13 protein-coding genes are annotated in these 15,776 nt (G+C 63.5%); 6 read left to right on the forward strand and 7 right to left on the reverse strand.

The window, feature by feature from the left end:
* The first annotated feature begins 2 nt into the window (after positions 1 to 2).
* From tmk to V1293_RS05155, 6 genes are all read left to right on the forward strand, one after another.
* Positions 3 to 689 (forward strand): dTMP kinase, encoded by a 687-nt coding sequence (tmk, locus tag V1293_RS05130; protein WP_334507256.1) that lies wholly within the window; start codon positions 3 to 5, stop codon positions 687 to 689.
* The gene (locus V1293_RS05135) at positions 686 to 1,726 is read left to right on the forward strand and encodes a DNA polymerase III subunit delta' (RefSeq protein WP_334507258.1); all 1,041 of its coding nucleotides are present in this window, start codon (positions 686 to 688) and stop codon (positions 1,724 to 1,726) included. Before tmk ends, V1293_RS05135 begins: the two co-directional genes overlap by 4 nt.
* A 55-nt stretch (positions 1,727 to 1,781) precedes the next feature.
* The gene (metG, locus tag V1293_RS05140) at positions 1,782 to 3,716 is read left to right on the forward strand and encodes a methionine--tRNA ligase (protein ID WP_334507260.1); all 1,935 of its coding nucleotides are present in this window, start codon (positions 1,782 to 1,784) and stop codon (positions 3,714 to 3,716) included.
* 14 nt (positions 3,717 to 3,730) lie between these two features.
* Entirely contained in the window at positions 3,731 to 4,522 is a 792-nt protein-coding gene (locus tag V1293_RS05145; protein WP_334516624.1) for a TatD family hydrolase, read from the forward strand.
* A complete protein-coding gene (locus tag V1293_RS05150) occupies positions 4,519 to 5,316 on the forward strand; it encodes an MBL fold metallo-hydrolase (protein ID WP_334507262.1) in 798 nt (265 codons plus the stop codon). The genes V1293_RS05145 and V1293_RS05150 overlap by 4 nt, the downstream gene beginning before the upstream one ends.
* Before the next feature lie 238 nt (positions 5,317 to 5,554).
* On the forward strand, positions 5,555 to 6,187 hold the full coding sequence (locus V1293_RS05155; RefSeq protein WP_334507264.1) for an antibiotic biosynthesis monooxygenase family protein: 633 nt from the start codon (positions 5,555 to 5,557) through the stop codon (positions 6,185 to 6,187).
* A 3-nt stretch (positions 6,188 to 6,190) separates the two neighbouring features.
* Here the strand turns inward: V1293_RS05155 and V1293_RS05160 are convergent, their stop codons facing one another.
* The 7 genes from V1293_RS05160 to V1293_RS05190 form a co-directional block, all read right to left on the reverse strand.
* Positions 6,191 to 7,840 (reverse strand): acyl-CoA synthetase, encoded by a 1,650-nt coding sequence (locus tag V1293_RS05160; RefSeq protein ID WP_334507266.1) that lies wholly within the window; start codon positions 7,838 to 7,840, stop codon positions 6,191 to 6,193.
* 28 nt (positions 7,841 to 7,868) lie between these two features.
* Entirely contained in the window at positions 7,869 to 9,767 is a 1,899-nt protein-coding gene (locus tag V1293_RS05165; RefSeq protein ID WP_334507268.1) for a TRAP transporter large permease, read from the reverse strand.
* A 16-nt stretch (positions 9,768 to 9,783) separates the two neighbouring features.
* Positions 9,784 to 10,803: a TRAP transporter substrate-binding protein gene (locus V1293_RS05170; protein ID WP_334507270.1), complete on the reverse strand. Its 1,020-nt coding sequence runs from the start codon at positions 10,801 to 10,803 to the stop codon at positions 9,784 to 9,786.
* 240 nt (positions 10,804 to 11,043) lie between these two features.
* Positions 11,044 to 11,409, reverse strand: coding sequence for a hypothetical protein (locus V1293_RS05175; RefSeq protein ID WP_334507272.1), 366 nt, complete (start codon positions 11,407 to 11,409; stop codon positions 11,044 to 11,046).
* A 109-nt stretch (positions 11,410 to 11,518) separates the two neighbouring features.
* Positions 11,519 to 11,896, reverse strand: a complete 378-nt coding sequence (locus V1293_RS05180) for a rhodanese-like domain-containing protein (RefSeq protein WP_334507274.1) — start codon at positions 11,894 to 11,896, stop codon at positions 11,519 to 11,521.
* 192 nt (positions 11,897 to 12,088) lie between these two features.
* On the reverse strand, positions 12,089 to 14,692 hold the full coding sequence (locus V1293_RS05185; protein ID WP_334507276.1) for a diguanylate cyclase: 2,604 nt from the start codon (positions 14,690 to 14,692) through the stop codon (positions 12,089 to 12,091).
* Positions 14,693 to 14,824: 132 nt separating this feature from the next.
* Complete coding sequence (locus V1293_RS05190; RefSeq protein WP_334507278.1) at positions 14,825 to 15,631, reverse strand: enoyl-CoA hydratase/isomerase family protein; 807 nt, start codon at positions 15,629 to 15,631, stop codon at positions 14,825 to 14,827.
* Positions 15,632 to 15,776 lie beyond the last annotated feature (145 nt).

The following is a 15,776-nucleotide window of genomic DNA, read 5'->3' on the forward strand; positions in this document are numbered from 1 at the left end:
GCATGAACCAGGCAACGCTGCAGCGGCCCTCCGGACGCGGGAAGTTCATCACGTTTGAAGGCGGCGAGGGCTCCGGAAAGTCCACGCAAATCAAGAAACTCGCCGAGCGCCTTGCGGCCGCAAAGCTGCGCGCCATCGTTACCCGCGAGCCGGGCGGTTCGCCGGGCGCGGAAATCATGCGGCATCTCGTGCTGTCGGGAATGGGCAAGCTGCTCGGACCGGATGCGGAGACGCTGCTGTTCGCTGCCGCCCGCGACGATCACGTTCGTACCGTCATCCAGCCCGCGCTTGGCCAGGGAACATGGGTGCTGTGCGACCGTTTCGCGGATTCGACTCGCGCCTATCAGGGCAGTCTGGGGCGGGTCTCGCCGATCGTGCTCAACGCCATGCAGCGCGTCACCATCGGCGATCTCAAGCCGGACCTGACCATCATTCTGGATATCCCGGTTGAAGTAGGTCTACAGCGCGCGGCCGCTCGCCGCGGCAGCGGCGTGCCTGACCGGTTCGAGTCGGAAGATCTGCAGTTTCATCAGGATCTGCGCGACGCCTACCGGCAGATCGCCGCCGAAGACCCGCAGCGCTGCGTGCTGATCGACGCCAATGCCGATGCCGACACGGTTGCTGCCCGCGTCTGGACTGCACTGCGTGAACATGTGTTCGCGGTCCCGAGCCCGGCAGGTACGGCATGAGCGCACGCAAGACCGAGCAGGAAGCGGCGGTCAGGCATCCCCGCGAAACAGCCGATCTGTTCGGCCACCGCGAGGCCGAGATGGCGCTGCTCAATGCCTATCGCAGCGGGCGCATTCCGCATGCCTGGCTGATCGGCGGTCCGCAGGGCATCGGCAAGGCGACGCTGGCCTATCGCATGGCCCGCTTCGTGCTGGCCAATTCCAATCCCATGTCGCCGTCCGTGCAGCGCGCCGAGACGCTTGCGCTCGCTCCGGGTGATCCCGTCGCACGCCAGATCACCGCCGGCGCGCATGGCGGGCTGCTGGTGCTCGAACGCGGTCTCAACGATCGCGGCGTGATGCGGACCGTGATTACCGTCGACGAGACGCGGGAGACGATTTCGTTCTTCGGCTCGACCGCGGCGGTGGACGGCTGGCGGGTCTGTATCGTCGACACCGTCGACGAGCTCAATCCGAACGCCGCCAACGCGCTGCTCAAGATCCTCGAAGAGCCGCCGCAACGATCGCTGTTCCTGCTCGTCAGTCATTCGCCGGCGCGGGCGCTCCCGACGATCCTGTCCCGTTGCCGCAAGCTGCCGCTGCGGCCGCTCGCGACCGGCGACGTCATTCGCGCGGCCGCGAAGGCCGCTGACATCGCACCCGATGATCCGGCGCTATCTGAGGCGGCCGACGCCGCGGAGGGGAGCGTGTCCCGCGCGCTGACGCTGCTCGGCGGCGACGCGCTGAAGCTGCAGCAGCGGACCGCGGCGCTGCTGGCGACGCTGCCGCAGGTCGATCCGCGCGAGCTGCATGCGCTGGGCGATGCACTGGGCACCAGCGACCGGGTGGCGCTGGCGGCTTTCATCGACGGCGTCGATCGCTGGATCGGCGAAAAGCTGCGCACTGACGACGCCAACGCAAATCTGCCCCGCCTTGCACGGCTGGCTGAGGTATGGGAAAAGATCGTCCGCGCCGCGCGCGACACCGAATCCTACAATCTGGAGCGAAAACCGCTGGTTTTCTCGGTGTTCGGGATGCTCGCGGAAGCGACACGGTAACCATCCACCTGACAATAATCTCGACAATCGTTGTGTTGAACTAAAGGAATTCGTGGTGGCGAAGGCTGGAAAGAAAGCTTCAAAAAAGCGCAAGGCGAAGAAGCCTCGTAAAGCGCTGCCCGCCCGCGCCGGCAAGAAGGCCGCGGGGAAAAAGCGTGTTGCCAAGAAAGGTACGACCAAGACAAAGCGCGCGGTGAAGAAAGCCGGCAAGGCCGCGAAGAAGGCTGCAAAGAAAGTCGCGCCGAAGTCACCCAAGAAGGCTGCGAAGAAAGCCGCCACGAAGTCGGACAAGAAATCCGCAAAGAAATCCGCGAGCAAAACGACGAAGGCGCGCGCGGCAACGTCGCAGGAAGCCAACCCCGCCGTACCGGCAGCCTCCGTAGCTGAACGTGCAAAGCCAACCAAGCCGCGCGCGAAGCCGGCTGCTGCCGCCCGGCCGGCGGTGGCTGCCGAGCGCAACACCTACTTCATCACCACCGCAATCGCTTATCCCAACGGCATTCCGCATATCGGCCACGCCTACGAGGCGATCGCGACCGATGCGCTGGCGCGGTTTCAGCGGCTCAACGGCAAGGATGTGTTCTTTCTCACCGGTACCGACGAGCACGGCCTGAAGATGGTGCAGACCGCCGAGGGCGAGGGAATGAGCGTCGCTGATCTCGCCGCGCGCAATGCCGGCCGGTTCAAGGAAATGGACGAGCGGCTCAACGTGTCGTTCGACCGTTTCATCCGCACCACGGAGCCTGACCATCATCGCTCGGTCCAGGTGGTCTGGAACAGGATGCAGGAGAACGGCGACATCTATATCGACACCTATGCCGGCTGGTATTCGGTGCGCGACGAGGCCTATTACGCCGAGGAGGAAACCGTCGTCGGCGAGGACAATGTGCGCCGCGGCCCGCAGGGCTCGCCGGTCGAGTGGGTCGAGGAGAAGAGCTACTTCTTCAAGCTCTCCGCCTATCAGGACCGGCTGCTGGCGCTGTACGAGAGCCAACCGGACTTCATCGGACCGGATTCACGCCGCAACGAAGTGATCAGCTTCGTCAAAGGCGGCCTGAAAGATCTGTCGATCTCGCGCACGACGTTCGATTGGGGCGTCAAGGTACCGAACGATCCCGAGCACGTGATGTATGTCTGGGTCGATGCACTGACCAACTACATCACCGGCGTCGGCTTTCCCGACGAGAGCAATCCGAACTGGCGCTACTGGCCCGCGGACGTGCACGTCATCGGCAAGGACATCATCCGCTTCCACGCGGTGTACTGGCCGGCGTTTTTGATGTCGGCCGGCATTCCCGTGCAGAAGCGGGTTTATGCGCACGGCTTCCTGTTCAGCAGGGGCGAGAAGATGTCGAAGTCGGTCGGCAACGTCGTCGACCCCTTCAATCTGGCCGATCAATATGGCGTCGACCAGATGCGCTATTTCTTCCTGCGCGAGGTCCCGTTCGGGCAGGATGGCAACTACAACCACGAGGCTATTGTCGCACGCATCAATGCCGACCTCGCCAACGATCTCGGCAATCTCGCGCAGCGCTCGCTGTCGATGATCGCAAAACAGTTCGGCGGCGTGCTGCCCGAGCCCGGCGAGTTCACCGACAACGACAAGGAGATCCTGGCGGAAGCAGATGCCATGCTGGCGGCGTCGCGGACCGCGATGGCGACGCAACAGATCCATCAGTGGCTGAACGCGGTGTGGTCTGTGGTCGCGGAAGCCAATCGCTATTTCGCGGGCGAGGCGCCGTGGGCGCTGGCCAAGACCGACCCTGACAGGCAGAAAACCGTATTGTACGTGACGGCGGAAGTCGTGCGGCAGGTCGCCATCCTGACCCAGCCGGTGATGCCGGATGCCTCAAGCAAGCTGCTCGACAGTCTCGGCGTTCCCCAGGACGCACGCGACTTCGCAGCGCTCGGCACGCGGATCAAGGCCGGCGCAACGCTACCGCCGCCGGTCGGCGTATTTCCGCGCTACGTCGAACCAAAGGCGGATTAAGCCGTTTGCAAGCCATGCTCGTCGACAGCCATTGCCACCTCGACTTTCCGGATTTTGCGGAGGATCTCGACGCCATCGTCGCGCGCGCCGAGACGGCGGGTATCGGCCGCATCGTCACCATCTCGACCCGGGTGAAGCGGCTCGGCGGGCTGCTGACCATCGCCGAGCGGTTTCCCAACGTCTATTGCTCGGTCGGCACCCATCCGCACCAGGCCGATGAGGAAGACGGCATTCCTGCCAGCGAGTTGATCGAACTGACCAGGCATCCGAAGGTCGTGGCGCTGGGCGAGGCAGGGCTGGATTATTTCTATGAGCACGGCTCGCGCGAGGCGCAGGAACGCGGCTTTCGCGCGCATATCGCGGCGGCACGGGCGACAGGATTGCCGCTGGTGATCCATACCCGCGAGGCGGATGACGATTGCGGCCGCATCCTCGAAGACGAGATCGCCAAGGGACCGTTTCGCGCGGTGCTGCATTGCTACACAGGTGGGCGGGAACTGGCGATGAAGGCGATTGCGCTGGGGCTGTCGATTTCATTCACGGGCATCCTGACGTTCAAGAAGTCCGAGGCGTTGCGCGAACTCGCGGCCGAACTCCCGGCCGATCGCATCATGGTCGAAACCGACTCGCCTTATCTCGCGCCCGGAAAGTTTCGCGGCAAGCGCAACGAGCCGTCCTACGTGGTCGAAATCGCAAAAGTGCTGGCAGAGACGCGCGGCGTCTCGCTGGAGGAGATCTCGCGACAGACGACGGAAAACTTCTTTCGCCTGTTCTCCAAGGTCCCGGCGCCAAAGGCCGCGGCATGACGGTGACGCTGACGATCCTTGGCTGCGGCTCCTCCGCCGGCGTACCGCGCCCGGCGCTCGGCTGGGGTGCCTGCGATCCCAACAATCCAAAGAACCGCCGCCGCCGCTGCTCGCTGCTCGTCGAGCGCAACGGCGCGCACGGCACCACGCGGATCGTGATCGATACCTCGCCAGATCTGCGCGAGCAGTTGATCGACGCCGAGGTCGATCATATCGACGCGGTGTACCTGACCCATGAACATGCCGACCAGACCCATGGCATCGACGATCTGCGTTCGGTCGTGCTGCACCAGCGCCGGCGCATTCCCGTCTACTTCAACCAGTCGACCGCCAAAGACATGATGGCGCGGTTCTCCTATTGCTTCATCGCGCCCGAGGGCAGCGACTACCCGCCGATTCTGACGCGGCATTCGATCGAAGCGGGCCAGAGTCATGAGACCGAAGGGAAGGGCGGACCGGTGAAACTTTCCGCCTTCCTGGTCCACCACGGCAGGATTCCCGCGCTGGGCTTCCGGGTCGGGGCCGCCGCCTACACGCCCGACCTCCACGATATTCCTGAGGAAAGCTGGCCGGCGCTGGAAAACCTCGACCTCTGGATCGTGGACGGACTGCGCTATGCCGGCCACCCCAGCCATTTCAGCGTCAGCGACGCGCTTGGCTGGATCGAACGCTTCAAGCCGAAGCGCGCCGTCATCACCAACATGCATTCCGACCTCGATTACGAGGTGCTGCGCCAGAGCCTGCCGGCCGGCGTGATCCCAGCCTATGACGGGATGAGGCTGGAGCTCGGCTAAGGACCCGCAGCGCTGGATCTCGGCAACCGTGGCAGGGTCCGGCACGATCGAGCGCAGGTCCACGTCGCGGGCCCCAGTTCGCTTGTCGCGGCTGATGACTTCGACCAAGAGGTGACACGGCAGGGCCTTCCGCCGGACACCATGCTGGCCTATGACGGCATCAGGCTGGTGCTGGAGAACCCAGACCAAGCCCGCCGGTCGCGCCGCAAACCCAATCGCAGGTCGCGGAGGAATTTCGATGATTGGCCTGTTCTTTGAAGTGCAGACAAGGCCCGGGCACCGCAATCAATATCTCGATCTTGCGGCCTCGCTGAAGCCTGATCTCGAGGCGATGGGTGGCTGCCGCTTCATCGATCGCTTCAGGAGTTTGACGCGGGAGAACCTGCTGCTGTCCTACCAGATCTGGCAGGACGAGGCAGTTTTGACGGCGTGGCGGGCCCACGCTCGCCATCATGATGTCCAGACCATCGGCCGCGAAAGGGTTTTTTCGGATTATCGCATCCGCGTCGCCCAGGTGATTCACGAGGCAAGGCCCGGACAACCGGTCTGGCAGCCCGAACGGCGCACGCCCTATAATGATCCCGCAAGGCGCAAGCCGACTTATGTCCTTGCATCGGAATCGGGGAGCGCTACGTTGGCGGCCGAGACCGGATGGCGCCGTGACGCTTTCGTGAGCGTCTATCGTGAGGGGCATTTTGCGCACCTCGTCGATCTACCGGACGATCGCGCCGGCATCGAATTCGGCCCCCGCCTGTTTGCCGATCCGACAACCGAATATTTTCGCATTTTCGAGGTCATGCGCGACTACGGAATGTACGAACGCGCCGAGGCGCCGCAATATTACCCCCCGGTCACGCCTCGCTCGCACTGACGGTCAGGCCGAAATCGCCTTCGCCGAATCCACCTGGTTGCGCAGCATGAATTTTTGGATCTTGCCTGTAGACGTCTTCGGGATAACTCCGAACACCACCGCCTTCGGTGTCTTGAATCCCGACATGTGGGTGCGGCAGAAGGCGATGATCTCGGCCTCCGTCGCCCTGGCGCCTTCCTTCAATTCGACGAAGGCGCAGGGCACCTCGCCCCATTTGGGATCGGGCTTTGCGACCACGGCCGCGAACAGCACGGCCGGGTGCTTGTAGAGGACGTCCTCGACTTCGACGGAGGAGATGTTCTCGCCGCCTGATATGATGATGTCCTTGGAACGGTCCTTGATGATGATGTAGCCGTGCTCGTCGAGCACGCCGAGATCGCCGGTGTGAAACCAGCCGCCGGCGAAGGCTTCTTGCGTTGCCTTCTCGTTCTTCAGATAGCCCTTCATCACGATATTGCCGCGGAACATGACCTCGCCGACGGTCTCGCCATCGCGCGGCACTTCCTGCATGGTTTCGGGATCGAGCACGGTCACCGCTTCCTCCAGCGGGTAGGGCACGCCCTGGCGCCGTTTCAGCTGGGCGCGCTGGTCGGCGGGCAGTTCGTCCCACCCCGGCTGCTCGGCGCAGACGGAGGCGGGGCCATAAACCTCGGTCAGCCCGTAGACATGCGTCAGCTTGATGCCAATGCTTTCGGCGCCTTCAAGCACGGCGACCGGCGGCGCGGCGCCCGCGATCAGTCCAATCACGGGGCGCGAGGCTTTGCCCTTCGGGGCGCCGGGCGCGTTGATCAGCGTGTTGTAGACGATCGGCGCGCCGCACATGTGGGTGACGCCGTGCTTCGGGATCAGTTCGAAGATTTTTGCCGGATCGACCTTGCGCAGGCAGACATTGGTGCCAGCCGAGGCCGCGACCGTCCACGGAAAGCACCAGCCGTTGCAGTGGAACATCGGCAGCGTCCACAGATACACCGGATGCTGGCCGAGATTGCCCGCCAGAATATTGCTGACGGCATTGAGATAAGCGCCGCGGTGATGGGTAACGACCCCCTTGGGGTTGCCCGTGGTGCCCGAGGTATAGCTCAGCGCAATCGCGTCCCATTCATCGCCGGGCGACCTTGCGACGAAGCCCGGATCGCCCTGCGCAACCGCCGCCTCATATTCGAGTTCGCCGATCCGCTTGCCGCCTGCAAAGGCAGCGTCGTCGACATCGACGACAAACGGTTTCGGTCCCTTCATCAGCGTCAGCGCTTCGGAGATCACGCCGGAAAATTCCGGATCGACGAGAATGATTTTCGCGCCGCCATGGTCGAGTTGGAAAGCGATCGAGGGCGCATCGAGCCGGATGTTCAGTGCATTCAGCACCGCGCCCGCCATCGGGACCGCAAAATGCACCTCGTTCATGGCCGGGATGTTCGGCAGCATTGCCGCGACCGTGTCGCCGTTTCCGATACCACGCCCGGCGAGCCAGGACGCAAAGCGTCGGCAGCGCTCGTAGGTCTCGGCCCAGGTGAAACTGCGGCCTTCATAGACCGTGCTGATGTGATCGGGGTAAACGGCGGCGCTGCGTGCGAGGAAACTCAGCGGCGTCAGCGGCACGTAATTCGCCGGCGTCTTGTCCAATCCGATCGAATACTGGTTCTGGGCTGCGCTCATCGGCTGTGTCCCATCTGAAAAGTTAGACTTACAAGAACCCGATGGAAATCCACGGGAAGATCGCCACGATAATCAGGCCGACCATCAGCGCCAGCAGATAGCCCCAGATCGGCCGGATACCCTCGGCCGGGTCGACGCGTCCGATGGCGCAGGCGGCATAATAGCCCACTCCGAAGGGCGGCGCGAATAGCCCGATACCCATCGCGAGAATAACGATCATCGCATAATGGACCTCGTGGACGCCCACGGCGCGGGCGATCGGAAACAGCAACGGCCCGAACAGCACGATCGCCGGAATCCCCTCGAGCACGCTGCCGAGGATCGTGAACGCCACAATCGACATGGCGATGAACGTCGCCGAACCACCGGGCAGGCCGGTCATGGCGGCCGCCAGCGTCCGCGAAAAGCCTGATTGTGTGAGGCCCCAGGCCATGCCGGTGGCGCAGCCGATGATCAGCAGGATCGCGCCCGACAGGCACGCGGTCTCGACCAACATTGGCATGATCCGTCGCCAGTCGAAATTGCGATAGATCAAGAGGCCGTAAATTAGGTAGCCGACGATGGAGGCATAGACGATGCCGATCGTGGAAACTTCGGTCGCGGTCGCAATGCCCTCGACCACGGCGTAGCGGATCACGAACGGCAGCGCGATGGCGGGCAGGGCGATGGCAAACGCGCGGACGACCTCGCCGGCGCTTGCCCGCGTGACATGACGCAGGTCCTCGCCCCGGTAACGCCACCACACCAGCGCCGACAATGTGATCGCCAGCACCAGGCCGGGCAACAGGCCGCCGGTGAACAGCGCCGCGATCGAGACGCCGGTGACCGAGCCGATGGTGATCAGCACGAGACTTGGCGGAATGGTCTCGGTCTGTGCGCCGGTCGCGGAGAGGAGGGCGACCAGATCGCCCGGCTTGGCGCCCCGCGCCTTCATTTCCGGAAACAGCACCGGCGCCACGGCGGCCATGTCGGCGGCCTTCGAGCCTGAGATGCCCGATACCAGATACATCGCCCCGACCAGCACGTAATGCAGCCCGCCGCGGACATGGCCCAGCAGGCTCGCCAGGAACGCCACCATGGCGCGCGCCATGCCGGTCATCTCGATCAGCAGGCCGAGAAATACGAACAGCGGCACCGACAGCAGGATCAGGTGGCTCATGCCCTCGTCCATGCGGCCGACCAGCACCATCAGCGGCGTGCCCGTGGTCAGCGCCAGATAGCCGTAAGTCGCAAGCCCGAACCCGAACGCAATCGGAACGCCGGCAAAGACGCAGAAGCCGGCGACGCCGACAAAGAAGATGATCAGATTGAGATTGCCGAGCGGCTTCAGCGAGCCCCTGAGCAGCCAGAAGATCGCGATGATCAGCGCAACAGACAGAATAGCGCCCAGCATCGTGCGAAAGTTGCTTGCGCGGGCCAGCCGCAGGAAGGCAAACAGCGCCATCAGCGCAATGCCGACCGGCAGCGCCGCGGCCCGCCAGATATTGCTGATCTGCAGCGCCGGCGTCGTGATGTAGCTTTCCTCGTAGGCGTATTCGTAAGCCGGCCAGGCGATCAGGACCAGAAACGCCAGCGCGGCTACGGTCGCCACCAGATCGAGATAAGCGCGCATGGCGGGCTTCGCGCTGGCGACCACCGCCGTCATCCGCATATGCTCGGCGCGGCGGAATGCGACCGCGGCGCCCAGCATCGCAAGCCACAGGAACAGGATCGACGCCAGCTCGTCTGACCAGATCAGCGGCCGGTGCAGCGCATAGCGCGCTACCACGCCGGCAAACAGGATGATGATTTCGGCGACGACGAGCAGCGCCGCCGGGATCTCGACCAGCATTCCCAGCGCATGTTCGATCGACGCGAGACGAGATCGGCGGCGAGGGGGCCGAGCCGCCTCGCCGCCAACAGCTTCGGTCATTCCGGCATGAGCCATGACGGCCTTCAGATGCTTAGGACAGCTTGCCGACGGACTTTTCCAGCAGCTCCCAGGCCTGATCGCCGTATTTACCCTTCCATTCCGCGTAGAAGCCGGCGGAGCGGAGCTTGTCGCGGAACGGCGTCACGTTGGGCTGGTTGAAGGTCAGGCCCTTGCCGGCCAGCTCCTGCTGCAGCCCGGCGTTCAGCTTGGCGACGTCCTCACGCTCCTTGACGGCCGCCGCGTTAATATTCTTGGCGACGATGGTCCTGACATCCTCAGGCAGCTTTTCCCAGGCGCGACGGTTCGCCAGGAACCAGAATCCGTCCCACATATGGTTGGTCAGCGAACAGAATTTCTGCACTTCATAGAGCTTCGCCGTCGAGATGATTGCTAGCGGATTTTCCTGGCCCTCGACGATCTTGGTCTGCAGCGCGGAGTAAACTTCGCTGAAATTGATCGAGGCGGGCGCCGCATCGAATGCCTTGAACATCGAGGTCCAGAGCGGCGACACCGGCACGCGGATCTTGAAGCCCTTGAGGTCATCCGGGCCGTTGATCGGCTTGGTCGACGACGTGGTCTGCCGGAACCCATTGTCCCAGATCTTGTCCATCACCACGAGGTTCGCCTTGGTGATCTCGCCACGGATATGGGCGCCCAGGCCCCCGTCCATGGCCTTCCAGACCGTATCGTAATCAGGGAACGCAAAGCCGATGCCGCTGATCGACGCCGCCGGCACCAGCGTCGCCAGAATCAGGCCCGACAGCGTGAAGAATTCGACACCGCCCGAGCGAATTTGGCTCAGCATGTCGGTATCGGAACCGAGCTGGTTGTTCGGGAAAATCTGCAGATCGAACCGGCCGTTGGTCTCGGCCTTGATCGCCGCCGCCATTTCCTTGGCGCGGGCGTTCATGGGATGTCCGTCAGGAAGGTTATTGGCGTACTTGTAGGTAAATTCGGCGGTCTGGGCCCGCGCCACCAGCGGCGCGCCGATGCCGCCCAAAACCGCTGACGCAGCGGATGCCTTGAGAAGCGTGCGTCGTGAAAAACTCATCTGGGGGTCTCCCTTGGGGTTATTGTTTTTGCGATGACCCGATGTCGCGAGTCATCTGCGTACTCGCGCGCTTATTGCAGCGTCCGCACGCGGCGGCAACACAGGCTTTGGCGGATCAGGATTGCCCGGGGCCAAACGAACGCCCATACAGCCGCCGGGCTGGCTTGGTTTGCCAGAAGGTTCGCCTAAATATCTGATCTAATTGTAGATATAGATATTCCATAATATACCTTATGCGAATTACAGATATCCAGGCGCTGTCCGGCCGAGGATCAGGAGGCTCTCTTCAACCAGTCTCTGCACCGGATTCTCGATCAGGTATCCAGCGGCAAGACGCGCCGAGATGAAGCAAACGACGATTACGAGCGAGCGGCGACCGACCCGGAAAAGCTCGTTGAGTTCGCGGTAGACGGCAACGGCGCGGCCGGCGAAATAGCGATGAAATGCCTCGTTCAGCTCCTTGGCATTTGCGTCGAGCGCATCGTCATCCGGGATATGGGCGAGATCCTTTTCCCGGAACGGAAACGGATCGAGCGAAAGAGCTGCGCGAGACGGTCGACGCGGATTTCGATCAATGCTCCGCGTTTTCCGTTGCCATGGCGTCATGAGTCCAGATATGCGGCCTGCCCTGCACGCAGCATTTTGCTGGACTCTAGATTGACCTCAGTGCCCCCATCTTGCGCCACGTCAAGGCGGAGCGCCGCCTGGGCGCCGTTCAGGCCTTTTCCACGTCTCCGCCCGCCTCCAGCCAGCCCTTGAAGCCGCCGAGATTGCGCACGTTGGAATAACCCATTTCCTTGAGGGTCTTGCCGACGAGCGCTGAGCGTCCACCTGAAGCACAATACGCGATTACCGTCTTGGCGCGGTCGAAGGCTGCGTCGTGCATCGCCGAGGCGGGATCGGCGCGGAACTCGACAAGACCGCGCGGCACGGCAAGGGCGCCGGGCACCTTGCCCGAGGTTGCCACCTCCGCAGGCTCCCGAACGTCGAGGAACAGCACGTCAGCCCTCCCCAGCAATCCCTTGGCTTCATCCGGACTGATGCGCGGTACTTCGGCATCAGCTTCAGCAAGCATCGCCTGGACTGTTTTCATTCTGTCTCCTCCCTGGACGCGCAAAGCGCGATCAGCCGCGACCGCACAATTGCGGCCACGGTGTATAGCTTCTTGGATTGGATTTCGTTCGATCGAAATCCTTGAGGAGTCCGCCATTTTTTCGTGACGCCGCTGTGGCGCGAGCCGCACGCCGAGCGATGTTCGTTGCGGTAGTAAAATGAGGTAGTAAAATTAGCCGTCCGTCCCGGTCAGGCCCAATTGCATCTCGGCGGGCGTCGGGAGGATAGCACGACGGTCGGAGAGAACAACCCGGTTACGTCCCTGCCCCTTGGCCTGATAAAGCGCGGCGTCGGCGGCGGCAACCAGCGCATCGCCTCTCGCGACATGGAGCGGCATTGCCGCAACGCCGATCGACGCCGTGATGTGGTTCAGCGGCGCGCCGTTGGGGATCGAGACTTCCATGGCGCGTACCGCTTCCAGCACCGCGAGCCCGCGCGACTGCGCCACGTCCACGCTGGCGCCCGGCAGCAACATCAGGAACTCCTCGCCTCCGAAGCGGCCGACGATGTCGGTCTTGCGGATGGTTTTCAGCAGCACCTGGCCGAGTTCACGCAAGACGGCGTCTCCCGCCTCGTGGCCATAGGTGTCGTTGATCCGCTTGAAGTGATCCACGTCGAGAATGGCCACCGCCACCGGCTCACCGCTGCGGGCGGCACGGCCGGTCTCGCGTGTCAGCGCGTCCTCGAGGAAGCGGCGGTTGTAAAGCCCCGTAAGCTGATCGCGGATCGCCTGGCTGCGCAATTGCTCGCGCAGGTCCAGATTGGCGAGCGCAAGCGACACCTGCTCGGCCAGCATGGTGGCGAGTTGATCGGCGCCCTCGGCAAAGGCCGGGCCGCAGGCTTCGCGATACAGCAGTCCCATGAGATTGTTTTGCGCGACCAGCGGCTGGCAGACGTACCCGCTGCCGAATCCACTGCCATGGGTCTCCCGACAAGCGGCGTGACCGCACACGAGCCCCTGGCTGGCAGGCGAAATCGGGAACGTGGTGCCTCGCCGCAATGCCCAGCAATCTTCCAGCGGGAACGACGTCACAGCCGACGTCAGTTCGCCCCAATGCGGGCCGCGCGTCACGGCGTCGCGCGTTTCGTTCATCAGGTAGAGCGCCCCCGCCTCCTCCGGGAACAGGAAGCCGGCATAGTTCTGGACCGCTGCGAAAATTTCATTCGGCGCCTGGCACGATTGCAGGACGCCACTGAGTTCGGTCAACAATACGATCTCCTTGGCGCGGATTTCCGCAGCCTGGAGCGACGACGTCAGCCTGGCATTCGACTCCTGCAGCTCGCGTGCATGCTCGCGGCGCTCGGCGTCCATCTGCATCGCGTCGGTCTTGTCCTGGACCACCCAGAGAATCTCGCCGGCCGCCAATGGCTTGCCATAAGCTTCGATCAGCAGGGCCGACCCGTCCTTTTGGCGCAGATGCAGTTCGGCCTCGGTCGCCATGGCGCTGTCGCGGATCGTCGTCAACGCTGCGCCGAATGCTGTGCTGTCGGCCTCCGTCGCCAGCAGCGAGTCGACCGAATTTTCCGGCAACTCGTCCGATGACGCGCCACAGAGCTCGGCCATCCGCCGGTTGCCGCGGAGGATGCGGCGCCCTTCGGTAAACAGGATTCCGGCGAGCGGATTGTCGACCAGCGCGCGCTGCTCGGCGTCGAGCGCGCTGAGATTGCCCGACAGCTGGCGTGAACGCAGGCCAATGATGGCGAGCAGTGCGATCAGCAGGCTGATAATAACGCCGCTCGCCAGCACCAGATTGGGCACCAGACGATCGACTTCATAGATCGACCCCGGACGCGCGCTGAACACCACGCGCCAGACCCGTTCTCCCACGACAAGCGACCGGTCGGCGGTAATGCCGGCCGACCAGGCGACCTGCGAGACCAGGTTCAGATTGGGCTCAAGGCTGTTGTACATCAGCGTCGCGGCGCCCGACGGATCTTCCGGTTCGCCACTCAACGTGCCTTCCGTCTGCTTGGCGTAGCCGCGGTCGACGATCTGCACCTGCATTTGCTGCAGCGTCCACGGATCGAGAACGCCACGCATCAGATCGTTCATGCGATAGACCGAGGCCACGAAACCGCGCAACGCGGCGACGCGCTGCGAGATTGTTTGAGCCGGCTCTGCGGTACGGTAGATCGGGGCGCGAAGGATGAAGCCAAGGCCGCCTGACATATCCTGCACCAGCTTGACCGGCGGGGTCGCGACGATCCGGCCGGTTTCAGCCGCGCGGCGCAGCGAATCGAGTTGGGCTGGATTGGCGCCGGCATCGAAACCAAGGGCATCCTCGTTGCCTCGCATCGGTTCGACAAACTCAACGATGTTGTAGGACGCACGTTTGCCCGGCGGACGCACCGTGAACTCCGGCTGGACGCCAGCATCGACGCTGGCGTCTCCGCGCATTTCCGCCACGAATGCATCCAGCCCATCCGGCCCTACCTGGCGCAGGGATTGCAGCGCCTGGAAGCCGGGATAGCGGCGCGAGAGATCGAGCACATCGATATAGCGGCGGAACTGGGCGCGATCGACCTTCCCGCCGATAGAGGCGTAAAGCCCCTGCATGCTGACCAGCACTTCGGCATGGGTGCGCAGGCGATCGCCGACGGCGGTCGAGATGTCGGCTGCATCGGCGCTGAAGCGGCGTTGCGTGTCGGCTGCGATCATCCGTTCCGACAGCAGCCGCGCTGCAAATGTCGCCGCGAGACCGGAAATCAGGATCGCGCTTGCAGCGGCAATCGTCCGCCCCTTTGCTGATGCCAGCACGCCGCGCAATACCGTCATTTCTGCAAATTCCTTAACCATGCATAGCGCCATGCCGGGCGCGAAAATTACCCTCCAGATATCCGATGAGAATTGAGATTCAGTTTCGGCACCTTGGTTAGCTTTGTGTTGGCGCAGTCCAAACCATTCGCACTATCTCCCCTTGAATCGAGCCTTCCGCCGCTCCAGAAACGCTGCGACGCCTTCCTTGTGGTCCTCCGTCATACTCGCCAGTGCAAACTGGTCGACGTCCATATGGCCAGCAAGATCATCGAGCGCGTGCGCGAGGCGATTGACCGTCAGCTTGGTCATGGCGACCGACAGCGGCGGCTGCGCGGCGACCTTGGCGGCCAGCGCCATCGCGGCGTCGAACGCTTTGCCGGGCTCCGCCACCTCCTCCACCAGCCGCCATTCGTAGGCTTCAGTGGCCGAGATGCGCTGGTCGGCCAGGATGACCGCCTGTTTGGTGCGGGCCGGCCCGATCAGGTGCAGCATCCGCGGCACGCTCTGCCAGCTCATGTTCATGCCGAGCCCGATCTCGGGCACGCGCATATGGGCATCTCTGGCCATCACCCGGAAATCCAGCGCGACCGCAAGCGCCACGCCGCCGCCGACGCAGAATCCCTCTATGGCGGCGATGGTGATCTGCTCCATCTCCTGCCAGGCCCGCGTCAGCCGCGGTCCAAGTTTCAGGTGCCGGCGCAGCGCGCCGAGATCCATGGACTTGCGAGACCGGCCTTCCGGGTCCTTCAGGTCGAAACCCGCGGTGAATGATTTGGCGGCGCCGGTCAGCACCACCACCGAGGTCTCGCCATCATCCTCAAAGCTTCGGGCGGCGTCCGTGAGCTGGCGCATCGCCTCCGGCGACATCGCATTGATGCCATCGCCACGGTCGAAGCGCACGACCGCGATGCGGCCATCCGGCCCCAGGCCCTTCTCGATCTTTACAAAATCAGCCAACGCATTGCCTCCCTGCCCGTCATTTTTCCGAAGTCTAGCTCAGAAATAAATTTGGCGGACCGGTATCCTTCGCCGGTTCCCATTCGTCCTGTTCGAGAAAACCGCATCCGCATCGCGTGGAGCGGATCGAACATGGAGCATTTTA

Origin of the sequence: Bradyrhizobium sp. AZCC 1693 (assembly GCF_036924745.1) — a bacterium.
GTDB lineage: Bacteria > Pseudomonadota > Alphaproteobacteria > Rhizobiales > Xanthobacteraceae > Bradyrhizobium.